At 57.4% G+C, this 20,299-nt stretch carries 15 protein-coding genes; 9 read left to right on the top strand and 6 right to left on the bottom strand.

Annotated features, from left to right (window positions below):
• Positions 1-205: 205 nt before the first annotated feature.
• Together KYK83_RS16350 and KYK83_RS16345 are read right to left on the bottom strand one after the other, a co-directional pair.
• Positions 206-2,836: a TonB-dependent receptor gene (locus KYK83_RS16350; RefSeq protein WP_248284531.1), complete on the bottom strand. Its 2,631-nt coding sequence runs from the start codon at positions 2,834-2,836 to the stop codon at positions 206-208.
• Positions 2,837-2,874: 38 nt separating this feature from the next.
• Positions 2,875-5,370, bottom strand: coding sequence for a glycoside hydrolase family 3 N-terminal domain-containing protein (locus KYK83_RS16345; RefSeq protein ID WP_346729480.1), 2,496 nt, complete (start codon positions 5,368-5,370; stop codon positions 2,875-2,877).
• A gap of 178 nt (positions 5,371-5,548) precedes the next feature.
• Between KYK83_RS16345 and KYK83_RS16340 the strand changes: the two genes are divergently transcribed.
• Complete coding sequence (locus KYK83_RS16340; protein WP_346729479.1) at positions 5,549-6,562, top strand: LacI family DNA-binding transcriptional regulator; 1,014 nt, start codon at positions 5,549-5,551, stop codon at positions 6,560-6,562.
• 230 nt (positions 6,563-6,792) lie between these two features.
• Here the strand turns inward: KYK83_RS16340 and KYK83_RS16335 are convergent, their stop codons facing one another.
• Both KYK83_RS16335 and KYK83_RS16330 read right to left on the bottom strand, forming a co-directional pair.
• Complete coding sequence (locus tag KYK83_RS16335) at positions 6,793-7,062, bottom strand: DUF3253 domain-containing protein (protein WP_222829028.1); 270 nt, start codon at positions 7,060-7,062, stop codon at positions 6,793-6,795.
• Positions 7,059-7,331: a UvrB/UvrC motif-containing protein gene (locus KYK83_RS16330; RefSeq protein WP_222829027.1), complete on the bottom strand. Its 273-nt coding sequence runs from the start codon at positions 7,329-7,331 to the stop codon at positions 7,059-7,061. Before KYK83_RS16330 ends, KYK83_RS16335 begins: the two co-directional genes overlap by 4 nt.
• A 447-nt stretch (positions 7,332-7,778) precedes the next feature.
• Between KYK83_RS16330 and KYK83_RS16325 the strand changes: the two genes are divergently transcribed.
• The 5 genes from KYK83_RS16325 to KYK83_RS16305 all read left to right on the top strand — a co-directional run bounded on the left by KYK83_RS16325 (position 7,779) and on the right by KYK83_RS16305 (position 12,746).
• Positions 7,779-8,327 (top strand): hypothetical protein, encoded by a 549-nt coding sequence (locus KYK83_RS16325; RefSeq protein WP_196847748.1) that lies wholly within the window; start codon positions 7,779-7,781, stop codon positions 8,325-8,327.
• A 195-nt stretch (positions 8,328-8,522) separates the two neighbouring features.
• Positions 8,523-9,614: a catalase family protein gene (locus KYK83_RS16320; RefSeq protein WP_346729478.1), complete on the top strand. Its 1,092-nt coding sequence runs from the start codon at positions 8,523-8,525 to the stop codon at positions 9,612-9,614.
• Between the two features lie 148 nt (positions 9,615-9,762).
• Positions 9,763-10,614: an archaetidylserine decarboxylase gene (gene asd, locus KYK83_RS16315; RefSeq protein ID WP_222829026.1), complete on the top strand. Its 852-nt coding sequence runs from the start codon at positions 9,763-9,765 to the stop codon at positions 10,612-10,614.
• A gap of 133 nt (positions 10,615-10,747) precedes the next feature.
• Positions 10,748-11,980 (top strand): cation:proton antiporter, encoded by a 1,233-nt coding sequence (locus KYK83_RS16310; protein ID WP_222829025.1) that lies wholly within the window; start codon positions 10,748-10,750, stop codon positions 11,978-11,980.
• Positions 11,981-12,572: 592 nt separating this feature from the next.
• The gene (locus tag KYK83_RS16305; RefSeq protein ID WP_222829024.1) at positions 12,573-12,746 is read left to right on the top strand and encodes a hypothetical protein; all 174 of its coding nucleotides are present in this window, start codon (positions 12,573-12,575) and stop codon (positions 12,744-12,746) included.
• Between the two features lie 572 nt (positions 12,747-13,318).
• Here KYK83_RS16305 and KYK83_RS16300 read toward each other — a convergent pair.
• Positions 13,319-13,573: a hypothetical protein gene (locus KYK83_RS16300; protein ID WP_222829023.1), complete on the bottom strand. Its 255-nt coding sequence runs from the start codon at positions 13,571-13,573 to the stop codon at positions 13,319-13,321.
• A gap of 502 nt (positions 13,574-14,075) precedes the next feature.
• Between KYK83_RS16300 and KYK83_RS16295 the strand changes: the two genes are divergently transcribed.
• Positions 14,076-15,398, top strand: a complete 1,323-nt coding sequence (locus KYK83_RS16295) for a sensor histidine kinase (protein WP_248284530.1) — start codon at positions 14,076-14,078, stop codon at positions 15,396-15,398.
• On the opposite strand, the gene KYK83_RS16290 is transcribed toward KYK83_RS16295, so the two are convergent.
• A complete protein-coding gene (locus KYK83_RS16290) occupies positions 15,395-17,035 on the bottom strand; it encodes a ShlB/FhaC/HecB family hemolysin secretion/activation protein (RefSeq protein WP_222829022.1) in 1,641 nt (546 codons plus the stop codon). The two genes, KYK83_RS16295 and KYK83_RS16290, sit on opposite strands and share 4 nt — an antisense overlap.
• A gap of 148 nt (positions 17,036-17,183) precedes the next feature.
• Between KYK83_RS16290 and KYK83_RS16285 the strand changes: the two genes are divergently transcribed.
• Both KYK83_RS16285 and KYK83_RS16280 read left to right on the top strand, forming a co-directional pair.
• Positions 17,184-18,674 carry a FecR family protein gene (locus KYK83_RS16285; protein WP_222829021.1) on the top strand — a complete coding sequence of 497 codons (1,491 nt, stop codon included), beginning with the start codon at positions 17,184-17,186 and terminating at the stop codon, positions 18,672-18,674.
• 61 nt (positions 18,675-18,735) lie between these two features.
• Positions 18,736-20,299, top strand: a 1,564-nt coding sequence (locus KYK83_RS16280) for a CHASE2 domain-containing protein (protein ID WP_222829020.1), incomplete at its 3' end; no start/stop codon positions are given.

Genomic DNA, 20,299 nt, shown 5'->3' with positions numbered 1-20,299 from the left:
CAAGCGGACTGTCCGGTTCTAGCAGTTGTCGCAACCAAAGCAGCCTGAGAGCAAAACAACCAAAACATTCTGACAACAAGGGGGCAATAGTTGTCTCTGTTGACCTCTTTGCAAATCGTCAGAAAAAATTCGCAACGATGGGGCTGGAGTATGCTCATCACCCCGGCCCCATAGAAGCGTTTTGCAGTTTCTCTTTCGCCCTAGTTCAAAAGTTAACCCGTGCTCGCAGGCCGTAAGTCCGTGCGTCATTGAGGAAGCGGATGTTCAAAGACGAACCGACAAGAGCCTTCTGCGATATTTCCTCGTTCAGGAAGTTGCTCGCCCATGCCTCCAGCCTGAAGTTGCCGATCGTATAACCGGCGCCGAGATTGAGTGTCACGAAGCCGTTCTGGCGGTCGGGAAAGCCCGCGTCCAGCGCAGTCTGGCGCGTGCCGTCCAGGAACACGATGTCATCCTCGTTGAACTGAGACAGGAAGAAGGAGGATCGGTAGTTCAGGAGAGCCTGCCAGTCGAAACGGCCCGAGCCGATGTCGAACCACTGGGATAGTCGGGCACTCAGGTTCATCTTGGAGGCAAGCGGGAGCCGGTTGCCAACCAGGCTGACGAGCGGAGATTGCCCACCGGCATCGAAATCCTGGGCTCGGGCATCTGCCACCACGCCTTCGGTGACCTTGGTGTCGAGATAAGCCGCATTGAGATCAAGCGCGTAATGTGCCGGCAGTTTAAGTCGCAGTTCGGCTTCCGCACCGTAGATGCGCGATGCACCGATGTTCCGGTTGACCAGGGAGTATCCATTGCAGACTGGCGGGGCCTGCGTTTCGTCCAGGTTGATACAAGTCAGATCCTGAAAAACCTGATCGGAATAGTCGTAGTAGAACCCCGTCAGGTTGAAGATTGCCCGGCGACCGAAAGCATCGAAACTGTTCCGGCTGCCGATTTCATAGACAACCAGCTTTTCGGGGCTGAATGCTTCGGGAATTGTCGAACCGTTGAAACTGTCATTGAAGCCGCCGGACTTATGTCCAGTGGACACCTTGGCATACAGCATGCTGTCCGGTCCTATGTCGAATTCCAGGCCGGCTCGCCAGTCGACAAAGTCGAACTTGGCCTGACCGATCTGCTGATCGGGAATGGTCAGTTCGACAAAACTGAACCCCCCACCGAATCCCGCCGGACAATCGACGAAGCCATTGTCGATATCGGGTCGGTCGATACAGGTACCGTTCGGATTGGTGCCATCGGCAATCGCACCGATCTGCTGGATGAGAGTGTCACGCAGACCCGGGCTGCGGATTCCCTCGATCAAGAACTGAGCGCGGCCCTGCAGCGTGTCGATGGCACTGACATTGAAGTTCGGGCGATCGAGCAAGTTCGGGCGGAAGCCTTCGGTTCCAAGACGTGTGGCAAAGCAGCAGGCGAAGTCTTCGCCGCCCAGCGTCAGAGCCCAGTTTCCACCGATACCGTAACGGGATTTCTTTTCTTCGGTGTATCGCAGCCCGCCGAATACGCGCAGGCGATCCGTAATGTCGTAGGTCCCGTCACCGAATAAGGCGAAGCTCTCGCCATTGACATCGGGCATGGTGAATTCAGTGCCCGAGTAGCAGCAGTATCCGCGGTCGGCGACCGCCATATAGCCTACCGCCTGATCTTCCTTGAAATAGAAGCCGCCCAGGTTCCAGCGGAAGCGCTGATCCTCGTTTGCGGACAGGCGTGCTTCGTAAACCTGGCTCTGCGACCTCGTCTGCCAGAAATTGTTGGAGAAGTTATCGTATTGGAAATTGTCCAGGTCGCGCCCGGGATAATCGATGCCCTCGCTGCTGGCGTTGGCCTGGTAAAAGTCGACCGAACGGTAACTTCCGGTCAATTCGCCCGTGAAGGTGCCGAAGTCGTAGGAAAGCTTGCCCTGAATTCCCCAGAGCTCGTTCTCCATGTCGCCTTGCATGCCGCGATAGACGACATCCTTGAGGTTCAGCTTGTCTGGACGCAGGCCAGTTGCGGTAACGGCGCCGAAGATGTTCGCTCCGGGATAGCCGGTTCCCGTCTCCTTGCCGTAATCGCCAACGACAGAGACGCTCAAACGATCGTCAGGCTCCCACAGCATGGAAAGTCGCCCGGCGTAGTTCTCTTCAAGTCCCGCCGGCTTGAGCTGGCTGGCCTGTTCGCCGGTAGAAACATTGCGAAAACCGTAATCCCGGTCGACGTAGTACCCAGCAGCGCGCACAGCGAGTGTATCGCCTACGGGAATATTGATCGCACCTTCCGCACCGTAAGACGAGCGGTTGGCAATTTCGGCCTGTGCGTAGCCGCTGAGTTCACCAAGCCGTGGCTTTGCAGTGATGATATTGAGGGTGCCCGCAAGCGCGTTGCGCCCATAGAGCGTTCCTTGCGGTCCCTTGTTCACCTCGACCCGTTCGAGGTCGTAGAACATCAGGCCCAAGCCACGCGGCCGCGGAATATAGGTTCCGTTGAGATGAGGTGCTGCACCGGGATCGCCCAGTTCGGTGTTGTTGGATGAACCGACGCCCCGGATGAAGATCTCGACGTTGCCTTCCTGGTTGGCGATGCTCAGACCGGGCACGGCCGCCTGCAGCTGACGAAGTTCGACGATGCCGTCCTGTCGTAGCTGATCGGCATCGAGCGCCTGAACTACGCCAGCCACTTCCTGAAGGTTTTCTTCGCGGCGGTTGGCCGTGACGATGATGACATCTGACCCGTCATCTTCTGTCGCTTCGCTTGGCGCTGCCGTTGCGGGCGCGGATTGGGCGTGAAGCGGCACGGCAGCAACCGAGCAGAACAACATGGTGCCGAATGTCCCGGCGAATTTTAGTCTGGTCATAGTATCCTCCCCTTTGGACCGATCCGATGCGGCCGTATTTACTTGCATGAAAGCTGTTCACCCGTCGGCGACATGATGCGTGCCGACGCGAGCGTGAGATCAAGTTGCCCGTCGGTCACCAGCATGAGCGGTGCATCTACGCCGCTCATGTCGACGCCTGCCTGCACAAAACAGTTCAATGGGAATGACGCGCGGGTCCATCGCCCCGTTTCTGCGGTGGTTGTCAGTAATGCGCGCACGGGAAATCCGCCGCCGCACTCCTCGCCGCAGGTCATCAGCAAATTGACGTCTGCGGTAGGTGCCTTGTCGACCTTGAATTCCAGTTCGAGCGCGAGGCCCCCATTAGCCTGACGCGTCAGATCCATCCCGGACTCCTGAGCGATCGCGACGGCAGCTCTTCCTGATCCGGACCACCGCAGTCGAACCGCGTCTTCCTGCGCATTGCGATCGGCACCTTGAGCAGTGATGAGCTCGGGCGCAGGGTTTGTTGCAAGCGCGCCAGGTGAACCGATGAGAAGCTGACGGCCCGTGCCTACCCGCCCACCGGAAAATAGCATGTTCTCGTCCGTCGGAGCTGCGCTGGCACGCTCTTCAGGAAGCTGATCTAGAGAGCCATCTTCGGCAGTCGTCAGTCCATAGCCATAAGCAAAGAGCGGATTGTAATCCGCATCACCTAGGTTGACGTTCGTCTGGTCGCTCGATCGTGGCCAGCTGTAGGACAATCTGCCGGTAAATTCCGACTTACCGAACAGACCATCGGCTACGCCGCCGCCTTCGGTTCCGGGTAGCCACGCTGCCACGAACGCATCGGAAGCGTTGAGAAACGGATTTACCCACATCGCGCGCCCGGAAAGAAAAACCGATACCGTCGGAATTCCCGCAGCGCGGAATGAGCGCAACAGCGCAAGGCTGCGGGCGTCGTCATACCCCACGTCCGGGCGGTCGCCCTGGAATTCGGCGTAAGGATCTTCCCCGAACACGACGATCGCCACATCGGGGCGGTCGCCGTAGCTGCCGTCAGGTGACAGAGTGGCGCTTCCGCCCGCGTCTGTCACTTCAGCTTCGATGCCTTCCCATATGGATTGCGCGTTGGGAAAATCGGTCCGTTTTGTATCTGTTCCCTGCCACGTCAGGGTCCACCCACCGGTTTGCTTGGTCAGATTGTCGGCTCCATCGCCTGCCACAAGCACCTTGGCTGCTGGATCGAGTGGCAAAATTCCATCCTCGTTTTTGAGCAGCACGAGAGATTTGCGAACGGCCTCGCGCGCAATGGCGCGGTGATCGGCGCTGCCCAGGCGCTCGAACTCTCCGGCGTAGGGTCGAGAAGAGGGCTTGCCCGCTTCGAATAAGCCGGCTCGAAATTTCACTCGCAGGATGCGGCGCACCGCGTCGTCGAGTCGGGCCGGAGGCAATGCTCCACTGCGTGCGTTCGCCAGTGTGTTCTCGTACAGACCCTTCCAGCTATCGGGCGCCATATACATATCAAGTCCGGCGATGACTGATTGCGCACAGTTGGTGACGGTACAGCCTTCGACCTGGCCATGCCCGTTCCAATCGCCGACGAGAAAACCGCTGAAGTTCCAGCGATCCTTGACAACACCCGTCAGCAATGAAGCGTTTCCATGCATCTTCGCGCCGTTCCAGCTGGAAAAGCTGACCATGATCGATTGCACGCCCGCATCTATGGCGGGAAGGTACGGCGGGCTGAAGACGTCGCGCAGGCGGCCTTCATCGATCCGCGCGTCACCCTGATCCTTGCCACCCGCGGTTCCGCCATCGCCCAGGAAATGTTTGGCGGTGGCTACGATGTGCGAACCACGCAACCAGTCATCATCACCGAGCTTGCCTTGAAGGCCTTCTATCAGAGGGGCTGCATAAGACGTTGCAATATCCGGTGTCTCGCCAAACCCTTCGTAAGTCCGGCCCCAGCGATCGTCCCGCACCACGGCAAGTGTGGGTGCGAAGGTCCAATCGAGGCCAGTGACGCGCATTTCGATCGCGGTTACTTCCCCGATACGCCGCATCAAATCCGGGTCGTTGGCGGCCCCGAGCCCAATATTGTGCGGAAACAGCGTAGCACCCACGATGTTGTTGTGCCCGTGAACGGCGTCGCTGCCCCAGATTACCGGAATTCGGGGGAGATCGCCCTGCGGCTTCATCGAGGCGGCATAATAGGCATCGGCTGCCTCCAGCCATTTCGAAGCCGGCGCGTTGTACTCACCTGTCGGCGTCGAATTGCCACCATTGAGGATCGATCCGAGGTGATAGCGGCGAACGTCTTCGGGTGTGGCGCTCGCGATGTCAGCCTGAATGATCTGCCCGACCTTTTGTTCAAGCGACATTCTGGCGATCAGCGCATCGATCTTTTGTTCGATTGCCGGATCAAGCGCGGCAGCAAGACCCTTGGCTGGCCAGCGCTGCAGATCGGCCACGGCACTCGAATTCGCCTGAGCAATTGCGGGCACTGCCGTGTGCGCCGCGCCCAACGCAGCCATAACAGCCACGGACAAAATTGCGGTCTTGCGACGCCTCACTACCCTCTCCCAAATTCATATGACAACGTTTACCGTTGCTCCTGACAACGTTTACTGCGGTGCATCGACACAAGTCAAGAGAGGCGCTAGTCAACTTGCTCAGGGACCCCCGCCGGGTTATCCGATAAGCACATTTTCGGGAGGGGCCGCCATTTCCAAACGCTCGACGATTATCGATGTGGCGCACCTCGCCGGAGTGTCGATCAAGACCGTTTCCCGCGCATTAAACGATGCTCCTCACGTGAGCGCCGAGGCGCGCGAGCGCGTGAAGGCCGCAGCGGCGACCTTGGATTATCATCCGAATATAGCTGCCCAGAGCCTTATTGCCCGGCGTAGCTTTCTCATCGGACTGACATATGAGCGACCGAGCCCCAGCTATGTGGTTGAACTCCAGAACGGTGCGCTCGCTCGGCTCGAGGAATCGCGGTACCGCCTCGTCGTCCTGCCGTTCCGGAATGTGGCCGATCGCCCAGCAGAACTCGGACGGCTGCTCATGCGCGCTGGACTGGACGGTGTCGTCCTTGCGCCGCCCGCCTGCGACCAGGACGAACTGCTGGCAATGCTCGACAAGCACAGATTGCCTTATGCTCGCATAACACCTCACAGCGCGATGGACCGGGGCATCGTGCTGGCAATGGACGAAGTTGCAGCAGGCGAGGCTGTCGCCGCGCATCTGCTCGAATTGGGCCACACGCGTATTGGGATCGTTTTGGGAGATCCCTCGCATGCGGCCAGCGCAGCGCGCATGGAGGGATATCGCCGCGCCTTTGCAGAAGCGAAGGTCGTCATCGATGATCGGCTCATCGTGACCGGCGATTTTACTTATGACGTGGGCTACAAGGTGGCGGAACACCTTCTGCGCCAGACACCACAGCCGACGGCCATTCTCGCGCAGAACGACGATATGGCTGTTGCTGCGATGGCTGCGGTACGAGACTGCGGATTGTCGGTACCCCACGATATATCGATCGCCGGCTTTGACGATTCGGAAGTCGCTCGCACCGCTTGGCCTCAACTTACGACGGTTCGTCAGCCAGTCATGAAAATGTCATGGGACGCAACAGATCGTCTGATCGGATGGCTGGACGCGGGTCGAAAAGATGGAAGCGAAGGCGAAATGGCCTTCGCTCGCCGCGGCAATCACCCCCACGAATTGGTCGTCCGGGCGTCCACCGCCCCGCCGAAAGTTTAAGATATGCAGCAGATTGAAGTCATTTCTAGCTGAAGTCTTTAGGCATGCGCTTCCATATGACGCGATAATCCGAACACGATATCTCGGCGATGGGTATCGCAGGGGCCAAAGCACTCATACCCGCTCTCCTCGTTCCTCTCGCCGAAAGAAGGCGGTCCGGTGTCAGTCCCTTCTCAGACCTTGCAGTAGAGCGAGTGATTGAATGAGGCGTTCCGAAGTGTCGCTGCTGTTTAATTTTCTGGCGTTATATAACCCTGACCGCGACTTATCCGGTATGGCCCGCGGCGCTCTGACAAGCTCTTTCCCTTCCAGCTTAATGCTACCCATTCGTGAGCGGCAAGGTGATCGACTGCTTCATGGACGCGCGGCATCGCCGCGCGCCAGCCGTTCTTGCGGTGTGAAGCGATCCTTCGTGCGACCTCGCTAGGGCATATCGTCGCGTCCGCCTCTCTTTCTCCCAAGATTGCCAGGACTGCAGACCTTGCAATCTTGTCCGTCACTTCCGCTTTTGTCCGGACGTCATGAGATCAGGCTTCTTCGGGGGCTTCCAGTCTGGCGGCAGAACAGGGCGCTGCCGGCTCGTGCCCAGTCCCATCGCACCTGGCTGCTGGCGAGCCAGCCCCGACGTATCGGCGGCTTCAGCATCTGTGGCTTCTGCTCCGCCTCGCAAGAGACTGATGCGGTCACGAATTTGCCGCGCTTTCTCGAAATCGAGATCGCTGGCCGCGATTTCCATTTCGCGTTGGAGATCCTCGAGGGTCTTGCTCATTTCCCGTCAACGTGCGGACATGCGCTTTAGTGCCGCTGGATTTCCAAGTTCAGCCACGAAGAGAAGCACAGCAACGGGGGGAGGCTGGTCTGCCATTTTAAAAAGCAGCTTACGCACCCGCTCGTAACCAACCATCGCTAAAGTGGAACGGCAGCCCACCCTTTCAGACTTATGTCAGCCCCGGGTCGCAGTAACGATGGATGACCTGCCGCCCTCAGCCGCGATAAGTCAGTCGAGAAGCCAAGTATTTCGACAATGAGGATTACCTCGCTATGAATGCGGATAGGCCCGAATGCATCCGGTCCGCCCGCGCCTGCGTGGGCGGACCCGCCAAGCGATTGAGTTTACATTTGACGTAGCCATTGAAGGCGGTTCTTAGTCGCTCACCGACGCCTTGCCCGCATGGAAAGCTGCCGCATAGCGCTAGGAAAAGTATCGGGGGGCTATGTGACAGGTTTCGAGTTCATCTTTTCGCTTTTTGGCCTCCTGCTTGGCCTAGCGCTGGCTGAAGGCCTTGGCGGACTGTCCAAAGCGATCAAGGCAAGCAACAAGGTCCGGATCGGCTGGTCCACCGCCCTACTCGGGGTTTTTGTATCGTGCGATGTCGTGACCTACTGGATGTACGGCTGGGCCTTTCGCGACCGGCTCGATCTCAGCTGGGCGGTCATGTTCGGCGGTTTCGTGGTGACGGCCGTCTATTACGTGTCGGTATCCTTGATTTTTCCCAATGATCCGGAAGAATGGCGCGATCTCGATGCGCATTTCGTCCAGCACCGTCGCAAGGTCCTCAGCGGCATATTATTTGCTAATGCAGCGCTCTATGCAGCCACCTATGCGCTCGATCTCTTGCCAGAATTCAACCTGCGAAACGCAATCCTTAGCTGGTCTTTCTTCCCGGTCACCGCGTTGGCCATTGCAGCGAATAGCCGCAAGATCATCGTCGCCTGTCTGACATGGCTCATTGCTCTATACCCTTTATCCGCAGCTTGGTCGTAACCCCGCTTTTCTTCCTCGTAGCTGAACCGCATCATCTAAAGCGCAGCAGCACGGGCGGGCTCTAGACGCCATTGGCCCATGCCGCCGTGTGCGCATTCACCGGGGGCCAGTTCCCAGCCTTATTTCCGATGAGTTCGGATCCCGTTTCCCGTATCGCTCGTTTTGACGATATACGTTAGGCAACAAAGAGCGGCGATGATGAGCAGCCCAATTCCCTACAGTGACGATCTGGAAATTATCTCTCCCCATGAGAATGAGGCGATCGCGAAGATCAACGAGAGCATGCATACCATTCTCGAGACTGTCGCCGAGGATGAAAACCATGCCTACAGAGCGGTCCATGCCAAGAGCCATGGCATACTCGAGGCGAGCCTGACGATACCGGCAAACCTGCCCGACGAACTGGCCCAAGGCATTTTCGCACTGCCGGGAAGGCACGATGCGATCCTGCGATTTTCCACCAATCCCGGTGATGTTCTCGACGACAGCGTGTCGGTCCCGTGTGGGCTCGCGCTCAAGGTCCTGAGCGTCGAAGGGGAGCGACTGTCCAGCGCCTATGACAGCAAAGCGCAGGACTTCGTCATGATCAATGGGCCAGCATTCAGTGCAAGCTCGGCCGATGATTTCGCACATACGCTGAAGCTGCTTGCCGCCACGACCGACCGGGCAGAGTGGGCCAAGAAGTTGCTCTCGGCAACTCTGCGCGGGATCGAGAAGGCTTTAGAAGCAACGGTCGGCGGATCGGCAACGATACAGACACTGGGGGGAGCGCCTAACGTGCATCCCTTGGGAGAAACCTTTTATTCGCAAACACCCTATCGCTACGGCAACTATGTCGCGAAGTTTCAGGTCGTGCCGGTGTCCTCGAACCTGACCGCGCTGAGCGGAACGGAAATAGATGCAAAAGGAAGGCCGAATGCCTTGCGTGAGGAAATCGACGCAGTGATGCGTACCGGTCCGGCAGAATGGGAACTGCGCGTTCAGTTGCTGCGCGATCGCGACGCTCAGCCGATCGAGGATGCAACGGTGATATGGGACGAAGAGAGGTTTCCGTTCCAGACCGTGGCGCGGATTACCGCTGGCGCTCAGACCGGATGGAATGACCAGCGCGCAGCCGCAGTCGATGATGCAATGCGCTTCGCACCCTGGAACGGCGTCGTCTCCCATCGCCCCCTGGGATCTATCAACCGGGCACGCAAATCGCCCTATGAGCATTCAGCCAAATTCCGCGAGCGCGTGAACGGATGCCCGATCCGTGAGCCCCGCACGGCCGATCTTCCCGTTTAGCATTGGTAAATTTCGGTGGCGGGGTGCAGGGTGGAGTTTTGGGCACTCGGCCAGCACTCTTGAAGAAAGACAGACCACGACAATCGTCACCGACCGTATATCCGGCCAATGACCGTAGGAAGAGATTTGGGGCTAAAGGAGGTTTGGTATGACGCAACGCAACAATGCCTTCATGCAATATCTCATTCCCAAGCGCATCGTCACCGAGTTCGCTGGTCGCGTCGCCCGGGCGACTGCCGGGTCGCACACGACGAGACTTATCCGATGGTTCGTCAAGAAATACGGCGTGAACATGGAGGAGGCCTTGGCCCCGGATGTCGCGAGCTATGCGAGCTTCAACGACTTCTTCACCCGGGCACTGAAGCCCGGGAGCCGACCACTGGCAGATGCGGACTTCGTCTCGCCAGTCGATGGCGCTATCAGCAAACTCGGTGCCATCGACGATGCCCACATCATCCAGGCCAAAGGTCACAGATATACAGTGACGGAACTGCTGGGCGGCGATGCCGTGCTCGCTGACCAGTTTCACCACGGTAGCTTCGCCAACCTGTACCTTTCTCCGCGCGATTATCACCGCATACACATGCCTTGCACCGGCAATCTGGTCCAAATGGTTTACGTCCCAGGCAGTCTGTTTTCCGTCAATCCGGCGACAGCTCGTTCCGTGCCGGGCCTCTTTGCGCGTAATGAACGGGTGATTTGCGAATTTCACTCAGAAGAACATGGGCCTTTCGTGATGGTGCTGGTCGGGGCAACGATAGTCGGCAGCATGGCGACTGTATGGCATGGCATCGTCAATCCCAAACGTACTGGATTGCCAAATAGGTGGACATACAGCGACCAATCCATACACCTGCGGAAGGGCGAAGAAATGGGACGGTTTTTACTTGGATCGACAGTGATTATCCTGTTTCGGAAGAACGCCATCCGCTTCAACGAAACATGGAAACCGGTACGGTCCGTTCGACTGGGCGAGTGCATGGGCAACGAAGCACGTTAAACCTTGGATCAGTTCAACGCGTCACCCCACGTACCGCAATACTTTACCAACTCGTTTGCTTTGCCCTTCCCGAACGCCCATTACCCTTGAACGGGGGGAGGTGCTCCACCCGTCCAGAGCAAGTGAGGGTATCATGTTCGGCTTCGATCCCTATCACGTGTTGCTCGCCACGGCTGGCTTGGCGATCATCGTCTCCTACTGGTCGCCACGTTTTATTTCTGGCCGCGAACCTGCTGCTTCGGCTCTTCTCGTCCTCGGCGGATTTGCCGCGTTCGCATGGGTGCCTGGCATGCCTGACGCCATCAACCCCGTCGATGCTCCGCAAATTTGGGAGAAGGCAGCCGAGATTTGCGTCATCCTCGGTCTGTTCGGGACGGGTCTGCGAATTGACCGGCTTGTCGGTCGAGATTTGTGGAAGCCAACGTTCCGGCTGCTCGTGATCGCCATGCCGCTCACGATCCTGGCACTCGCACTGGTTGGGTGGCAGGCCGCTGGCATGACCCTGGCAGGGGCACTTTTGCTCGGAGCAGTGTTGTCGCCCACCGATCCGGTCCTTGCAGGTGAAGTGCAGGTTGGTCGCCCGACAGAAGGCGGTGAGCATCAGGTTCAATTCGCGCTAACGACTGAAGCAGGTCTCAACGACGGGCTGGCATTCCCATTCGTCCATCTGGGGATATTGATTGCAACCGCGGGCGCGTTGAGCGTCGGCCTGTTCACCGAGTGGGCGTTGCGGGACGTATTCTATCGCGTGATCGTCGGTGCAGCGGGTGGTGCTGCCGTGGGCTGGCTGTTGGGCAAGTCGCTGTTCGACTGGCCCGAAGGAAATGCTCTTTCGAAAACCCAGACAGGCGTCGTAGCCTTCGCTGGCGTGATCCTTGCTTATGGGCTGACCGAACTGATCGAGGGATACGGCTTCATTGCAGCATTTGTTGCTGGCCTGGTATTACGGCGGGAAGAATCCGAGAACGACTTTCACCAGCGATTGCACGATTTCTCCCAATCAATCGAACACACGCTAACCGCTCTATTACTCGTGGCGCTGGGCGCAGCACTGCCGAGCCTATGGCCATATCTCGGATGGCCGGAGGTGATCGTCGCGGTCGCCCTGATCTTTGTCGTCAGACCAGTTGCCGCGTGGTTCGCGCTCTCGGGACTTGGTCTGCGCTGGCGCGCACGCGCGGTAATGGCATTCTACGGCGTGCGGGGGATCGGATCCATCTACTACCTCGCCTACACCGGGCACCATGTCGAGCTTCTCAACGAGGGAGCGCTGTGGGCGACCATTGCTTTTACGATCGTCGTTTCGACCTTGGTGCATGGTCTGACCGCAGGTCTTGCAGTGGAGCGAGTGATCGAGGAAAAATAAGGCGTCCCGAAGTGTCGCCGCTGGCTGGTTCTCCGGCGTAGTTACGCAACCCTGACCGTGACTTATCCGGTATGGCCCAAGGCGCTCTTAGAAGCTCTTTCCCTTCCAACTTGATGCTACGTATTCGCGAGCGGCAGGTGATCGACTGCTTTATGGACGCGCGGCTTCGCCGCGCGCCACCACCGCCAAGGCGACGAATGGGCCGGCGCCGCGGAGTTATAGCGCTCATCGGAACAATCGATGTCGTTCACACGCTTCTTCAAGACCCCGAGCAGATGGGGTTTTGAGAAAGGAATAAACATGAGTGAGCGCAAAAACGATAATGCGAATGCTGATCTGAAGAACATCGAAGACTTTCCAAGAGAACCCAAGCAGACGCGCCTTCGCGAAGCGGACCATCGAGACGGCCGTCTTGACGAAGATCAAGGCCAGATTCAGCGAAGCGGCCATACGCCGGGCGGAAAAGATCTCTCGCGAGGCTCCGAGCCATCGACAGGTGCAGCCAGTAGGCACCGCCGCTAATGTTTAATAGCGTAGTGGCGGGCCAATCGTAGCCCCCCCTTGTGCAAACACAGCATTCCGGAAAGCACCCATGACGGAAGACGATCACAAACGTCTGGATGAAGGTGGAGCCAAAGAGCAATCATCTGACAAAGACCCTCGCACGTCGAACTCAGAGTTATCGGAAGAAAACAGCCAGGCTCTGAAAAACCAAGGTACAGCGAACCCGGGAGAATATCCGGATCGTGAAGAAACGCCGACCTAGCTGAAGCATCCCAATATCATCAGAGCAACTTCCCGAATCGTTCTCATCATGTTCTACGCCCGCCATGGCGATAGAAGAACAACTCCGGTCCGGGCCGTTCGATTGTATCCGAGCTATTCACTAGCCATCGAATAGCGCCCGCAATCGGCAAATGTCCGCTTTCGGGCATCTCGGACACCGCCCCCAATGACCGAAATGAGAGCGCGAAGCAGCCCGTCGCCCCGTCCGCCAGCAGCAGAGCATATCTCACATCGACACCAAGTTAATGGACCGTGATCTGAATCCCGATCCATTGAGATATGGAGGTCACCCGTTTAACTAAACAAGAATGAGCCCCCATGTGGCGCATATTCGCATATGTCGCGAGGTTACAATGCTTACCATCCGGATGGCGTATTGTCTTTCCTGCGACCCGGAGGGCTTGGATTTTTCCACGCCTTCTCCTTGAAGGCCCCACCTCTCGGTGGGGCCTTTTTTATGGTTAGCAATTCATTTTCCAAGGAGCAGGATCCGACGTCAGCACAAATCCCGTGATCACTTACAAGTGTAAGCGGACCGCCAATTAACGACCATTAATCAGGCTCATTGAGCCTGTCGATCAGATCTGCGATCCTTTCAATCGCCTCACGTGTTTCTGGACTGTGTTTTCTGGCATCTGCACGGACGTAGTCGGCAATTGAGGGATGGGTAAGATAAAAGACCGCGGCGCTCCGGTAGGCCATCATGGCATCATTGAGCGCATTCATCTCTGTCGCTGCAGACGAGCTTTCGATGGCGCGATTGGCGCAATCAGCAACCTGTTGGGCGTGCTCGGCGAGCTGTTGCAACCTTTTCTCCATTGCATCTCCACGTGGCTCAAGCGGCAAACGCGATAAACACCAAGTGAACTGTGTTAATTATTTGGAGCCTGAGCGCTACTAATTATCCAAGTCAGTCCGGGGATGTTTGGTGAGACGGCAGACCAACAGAGGGACTCCTTACCACGCCGGGTCGCATTCAAACGTGGACGGCCTGTCGCCTCGTTTCCATTGTAGAAATTTTGAGCCGAGCGTCACGAAAAATTCGTAGCCGTAAGTAATAGCGCGGAGCTATTGGAAGGCTTACGGATTGAACGCCGGGCAGACCGACTGGAATGAGGTTGACCGCGGACTGTCGGCTTGGGGAGACAGGTAGCGCAGAACAGACGTCCGGCTCATAACGCTATCTTTCAGAGAAATTTCTTTAGCAGAATACCAGGCGCAAGCGTTCTTATAATTTTCTTCACCGCTAAAAAGCTTGCGAAGCACTCTCGCAACTGTAGCCAGAATGGCCTGTAATGGATGAAGAGGTTTGAAACGCTCACCGATAGGCAGCTTTAAGGCTCACGGATTTGGGGTTTATGTCGCCGCCGTATTTTTGGCTCTTGGCATCATCCAACTCGCCGGCAGTCTCGTATTCTATCAACTTATTGATCGCCAGACGCTCCAGGACGACCATGCGCGGCGCGTCGCCGAACTTCTCGTCGTGGGGCAGAGAATGCACAAACTTGCGCCCGATCAGATGGCGTCAAACATGACCACGCGATACCTCTCCGTAGACGTATCACCTGCGCCGAACGTTGAAGGTTCGAGCCGCGATCAAATGCTGACTGGCATCGGTAAAGATATAATAGCATGGGAACCATCGTTGGCCGGAAGGCCCCTCCACCTGTCCACATCCGAGTCGAATAACGGCAGCCGCGATCTGGAGGGCTCCTTGCAGCTGGACGATGGTACCTGGCTCAACTTCGTCTCGCGGGACATAACGAGCATGTGGCCAGTTGCCTGGCGGGCCATGGTTCTCACTACAGTGATCACGGCTGCGTTTCTGGTCATCGGTCTGGTGCTCTTGTACCTGGTTTCGAAGCCGTTGCGCGCCCTTACTGATGCGGCCGAGCGAATTGGTCAGGGGCGCAAGGTCCAAATCGCTGAAATGGGGCCTCGAGACCTTCGGGACCTGGCGCACGCAATGAACGCGATGCAGGAACGAATTGATCGCATTTTGAGTGATCAGACCAAATCGTATCGGGCGATCGGGCACGATCTTCGCACTCCGCTATCCAGACTTAAAACGATTTCTGGAATGATTGAAGACAAGGAACTCGTCGGCATACATGATCAAAGCGTAGACGAGATGGTCCGCTTGCTGGATTCCCTCGAAAGCTATCTTGGCGCACAACTCCTTCAGAGCGATCCTGAAGAGGTCAATCTCGGCGAATTGCTGGTGGACGTAACGAGCCGCTACGGAGAAGCCGTTACGGTGGTCGGTATGACGAATATCGTCATCAAGACATTCAAAGAGCCCCTCAAGCGCTCAATCCATGCGCTAATAGAAAATGCCGTTCAGTTCGCTGGGTCGGCTGAGGTTGCGGTCCGTGTCGGTAAAAGGGGCTATACGATAGACATCATCGATCACGGCCCTGGGGTGGACGAGGATCAATTCCCATCATTATTGGAACCGTTCTTCCGCATCGATCAAGCCCGGCAGAGAAACACCGACGGCTTCGGCCTCGGGATTCCAACGGCATATATATTGCTGACTAGGTTCAATGGTTCTTTGAAGTTCTCGCGTAACCCTTGCGGGGGCTTGACCGCTCACATCCTTGTCCCGAGTTCGTTGCTATCAGCAGCTTAGAATGCCTGGGTGACCTGAAATCGAACCCGGGCCGAGCTATCTCCCGTATCGTAGCGCACGCCCGATAGTGGCACAGCTACCTCCAAACCACCTGCGAGGCGTTTTCCGATGTCAGCTCTGAAACCGCCACCTGACGAAAAGAGACTTCCACCGCCGAAGCCTTCATCAAGATTATATGCCTTACCACCATCCACGAACCCGTAGACTTCCATCTCAGATAGTGGTCCTGGAAGACTGTCCCAGGAATAGTTGAGTTCCCCGTAGGCTAGAAGGGCCTGATCGCCGGTCCGTTCACTGTAGTCGTAGCCGCGAACGAAGTTAGCACCCCCAAGTCCCGTTTCTTCGGAGATGAGCAACGGCTGCAAGGCCAACTGCGAGCGAACCGCGACATTAATTCCCAAGTCGGCGACCACATTCTTTCGCCAGCCGATATCGAACGTGGCTGTCGTGAAAGTTCCATCGGCATCTTGGCGGGAGGATAATGGATCTCCAAGCTGCGTTGCGTCGAAAAGATCCAGCCCCTGCTTAATCTGCGCATTGGCGCGCAACCATCCACCCGCGAGGCGTGAATAGCCGTAGATGCCAGCTGACACGGTGGTCAGCCGGTCCTGGCGTGCGAGAGCTCCATCACGACTTTGCTCAATTTGGCGATGGGAAGCGTCCGCGCGTATCCAGATACTCGAATTTTGTCGCCGGAGCGCTGGATGCAAAAGCCCCAGCGATACTGTCCAACTCTCTCCACGAATATTGAACGGTTCGAGATATGCCCCGGGCGCACTGCGCGAAAAAGACCCGGTGGCCGAGATTTCAGTTCCTTCGCGACTAACCCGTTTGCCGTATCGTACCTGCCCAAAAACAAGCTCTTCGACCTCGGGCACTGTGTCGAGAATAAATACCTGCAAGGTGTCATCTTGGGCAAAGAGGCCGTTGAATCTAACGTGTCCGTAGAGTTCGAGCGGCCCGAGCGGCTTCGATCCGTCATTGCCGAATGTCACGCTTCCACCGACACGCTCATAGGTGCCGTTTACCACAAGGACATTTCTGTTCTCTTCGCGCATGACACGGACGTTGCCCAGAGTTACCCCGTCGATATCTCCGGCCACGAGAAGGCTGCGCTCGAGGTCCACCGCCGTGACCGGTTGTCCCGATGCTAATTTGGATAGCGCTGCCACGACCGACCGGTTTTGCGCCCCCTCGATCCTAACCTCGTCGATTGCGCCTTCGTCGATGGTGACCTGAAGCACACCAGCAGTGATTTTTTGTGGCTCGACATAGACGCTTGCCAAGGGGAATTTCGCTTTTACCCGGTTTGCAAGCCGCTCGACTAGTTCGGTCAACTCGGATCCGCTCAGCGTGCGGCCGATGTAATTTTCGACAATATCCGAGAAATCGCCGCGCGCCATGACGTGCAGCCCATCGATCGCGATCGCGCCGACGAATACATCATCCTGCGTTTGAAACGCAGTCGAACTTTCTAAGATTTGCGGATCGTTTGTTGTTGGTATTTCTTCGCGTTCATTGGTCACGCGTTCTTCTGTACGACCCGGATCGACACGGTCGAGCGCGACCTGTCCATAGCAAGGCACGGCAAGCAAACTGAATGTTAACGAGGCGATGGCGAGGTAATTGCGACCCACGGGATCCTCTAAGTATCTGATTAAGTTCTCGCGGGACTGCGCCTTAAAGATTTAGAAATCATAAAATTTGATCCCTGAGAAACCCTGTTTCTCAACCGTTGGCCCAAGCCTCTCCGTTACATCTGGCAAATTGAACGGAGTCGCACGCATGATCAAAACCCTCACCCGAAATGTAACGGCTGCGCTGCTTATTTGCGCAAGCTCACAAGCGATTGCGCAGTCCTCTGGCTGGATGGTGAGCGAGGTCAGCGGGCCTGTGTTCGTCGATCGGGATGGAAAGCGGGTCGCTGCACGGCGCGGTGCCGCCGTGGAAGTAGGCGACACGATTGCGACTGGAGCAAGAGCCCGAGCGGTCCTTGTTCATCAGAATGACTTTGTAACTGTGGCTTCGAATAGCCGTGTTCGAATTCCCAAGGAGTCCAAGAATTCTTCGATAACCCAATTCTTCCAAGAAATCGGGAACGCTATCTTTCGTGTCGAAAAGAAGGGAACCCCGCATTTCAAAGTTGATACGCCTTACCTCGCTGCTGTCGTGAAGGGCACAACCTTTTCGGTTACGGTGGGCGCAGAGGGCTCTTCGCTGCAAGTCACCGAAGGACTCGTCGAAGTATCTACGCTTGATGGCGGCGCGCGCGATCTTGTTCGGCCCGGCGACGTCGCGATGATTTCAGCTGGCGATAAGTATCGCCTGTCGATTTCGAGAGATCAGTCGATCGTGATCGATTCTCCTGCACGTCCTGCGGCTCAGAACGAAGAGAAGGAGCAGGTTGAGGTAGAGCCCGTCACCATTCAGGCGCCAGCGTCTCGCGACGTCGAGAAAGGGAGCCAAGCAGACCTTCGCTCAACCAGCACACCTGTGAAGAGCGGCGGCGGTCCTACGGGGTCGGCGCTGCCTTTTATCGCTTCAGCGATTGTAAGTAAGCCTGCGGATATGGGTAAGGCGACTTCAGGAGTAGTATCTGGTCCGGCCCCTGTCGCACTCGTTGCGGAAGTGGCTGCAAGCTCCCGGTCCGTTTCGGTAGGCAAGGCTCCGCTCGACAAGAGCGTGAACGGTCCGGATCAACCGAGCCGCGGCGAAAATCCCGGCAAGGATGACAAGCCTGGCCTGCCCGGCACGGATGATCGGCCCGGTAAGGACGACAAGCCTGGCAAGGACGACAAGCCCGGTAAGGACGACAAGCCCGGCAAGGATGACAAGCCTGGCAAGGACGACAAGCCCGGTAAGGACGACAAGCCCGGTAAGGACGACAAGCCTGGCAAGGACGACAAGCCCGGTAAGGACGACAAGCCCGGCAAGGATGACAAGCCTGGCAAGGATGACAAGCCTGGCAAGGACGACAAACCCGGTAAGGACGACAAACCCGGCAAGGACGACAAACCCGGCAAGGACGACAAGCCCGGCAAGGATGACAAGCCCGGCAAGGACGACAAGCCTGGCAAGGATGACAAACCCGGCAAGGACGACAAGCCCGGCAAGGACGACAAGCCCGGTAAGGACGACAAGCCCGGCAAGGACGACAAGCCCGGCAAGGACGACAAGCCCGGCAAGGACGACAAGCTTGGCAAGGATGACAAGCCTGGCAAGGATGACAAGCCTGGCGGTCCGGGCAAGGACGGCGGTCCCGGCAAGGGTGACTAGTCGTGCTAATCGTTAACGCCTTCGATGCCTTTCGACATCTCGCAATGTGCGGTCGATGGGTATGAGCGCCACTATCGGCCGAGTGCTGATCTGCGTACTATCGCTGGCAGCTGCGATGTTACTGTGGGGCTCGGGGTTTTTGCAGGGCGCTGAAGATGCTTTGCGCAATTCCCTATTCGGCATCCATTCCCGCGAAGCCAGCGGCCAGCTTCACGTCGTCGAGATGGATGCGGCAAGCCTGGCAGAGATAGACCGGTGGCCCTGGGACCGGCGCCACTATGGTTCACTTGTCAGTCGGCTGTCGGATGCGGGCGTGCGGAGCATTACCTTCGACGTCGATTTTTCCACTCCATCTGAAACAGAGCAGGATCTCGCTTTCGCCGCGGCGCTGGCCGAGGCCAAGCCAACGATCGTCCTGCCGACATTTGCGCAAAGAGCATCTCGGCACGACACAAGGATGCTAGACGCCCTGCCGATCCCGGCCTTGAGGGATTATGCAATCCTGGGTTCGGTTTCCATCGCAGCAGACGGCGACGGATTCGTGCGGCGAATGCCATTAGGCACTCTTACGGGGGGCATTCCCCGGCCATCATTGTCCGCGCAGATTGCGGGCCGACCCGGGACGGTCGATCAGCCTTTTCCATTAGATCTGTCGATCGACCCTCTGACTATACCCCGCCACAGCTTCTCTGATATCGAGCATGGTCGGTTTGCCGAAGCCGATCTTCGTGGAAAAGATGTGTTGGTCGGTGCCACGGCAATAGAAATGGGCGACAGGTACGCTGTTCCTCAACATGGCGTAATTCCCGGCGTCATTGTTCAAGCGATCGCAGCTGAGACTCTCTTTGCGGCTTTGCCTGCCAGCGCAGGCCCGTTTGTTCTTATGGCAATAGCCTGCTCAGGCTTCGCCTGGTTGCTACGGGCGACAACAATGCGCCAGGCCGCAACACGCAGCGCCGTAGCGCTGGGCACAGTTGTGAGTGCCTACGGCGCTTCTTGGTTCGCATTTTACACGATGCTCGAAGCCGCACCCGCCGCAGTCGCGGTATTGTTTGCAGGCGCTGCGCAGTTGCTGGCAATTCTTAAAAAGGATTTGGACCATAGGCGCGTCCATGACTCCGACACAGGGCTTCCGAACCGACTGTCGATGGAACGAGAGATTGATCCGGCGTCGGCCGCATGCATTACGGCAATCATTGGTAATTTCGCGGCGCTCTCGAGCGTTCTGGGCGATCACAATGCGAAAGAACTCCTCAAACGCGTTGCCGAGCGGCTCCTCGTAGGGAACTTCGGCAGCACAGTTTATCGAATAGAGGACCGCACGCTCGCCTGGCATTCTTCTCTTGAAGCCGGAGAGATGGAGGCAATGCTAAAGGCATTGCATGCACTGATGCGACGTCCCATCGAGGTCGGAGGGCGACGCGTTGATGTCCAGATCGCATTTGGCGTTGCCGCACCTCAAGCCCTAGCAGAGGCGGCGTTGTCCGCTGCAACGGCTCTGAGAAATGCCGAACCTTGGCACATTCATCTGGCTGATGAGCAAACCGAAGTGGAGCGGCAGATCTCCCTCATGGGAGAGCTCGATGTGGCAATCGATTTGGGTGAGCTTGAGGTCGTCTATCAGC

Origin of the sequence: Qipengyuania pacifica, from assembly GCF_019857205.1 — a bacterium.
Lineage (GTDB): Bacteria > Pseudomonadota > Alphaproteobacteria > Sphingomonadales > Sphingomonadaceae > Qipengyuania > Qipengyuania pacifica.
This window is presented reverse-complemented; position numbering and strand designations above follow the sequence as displayed.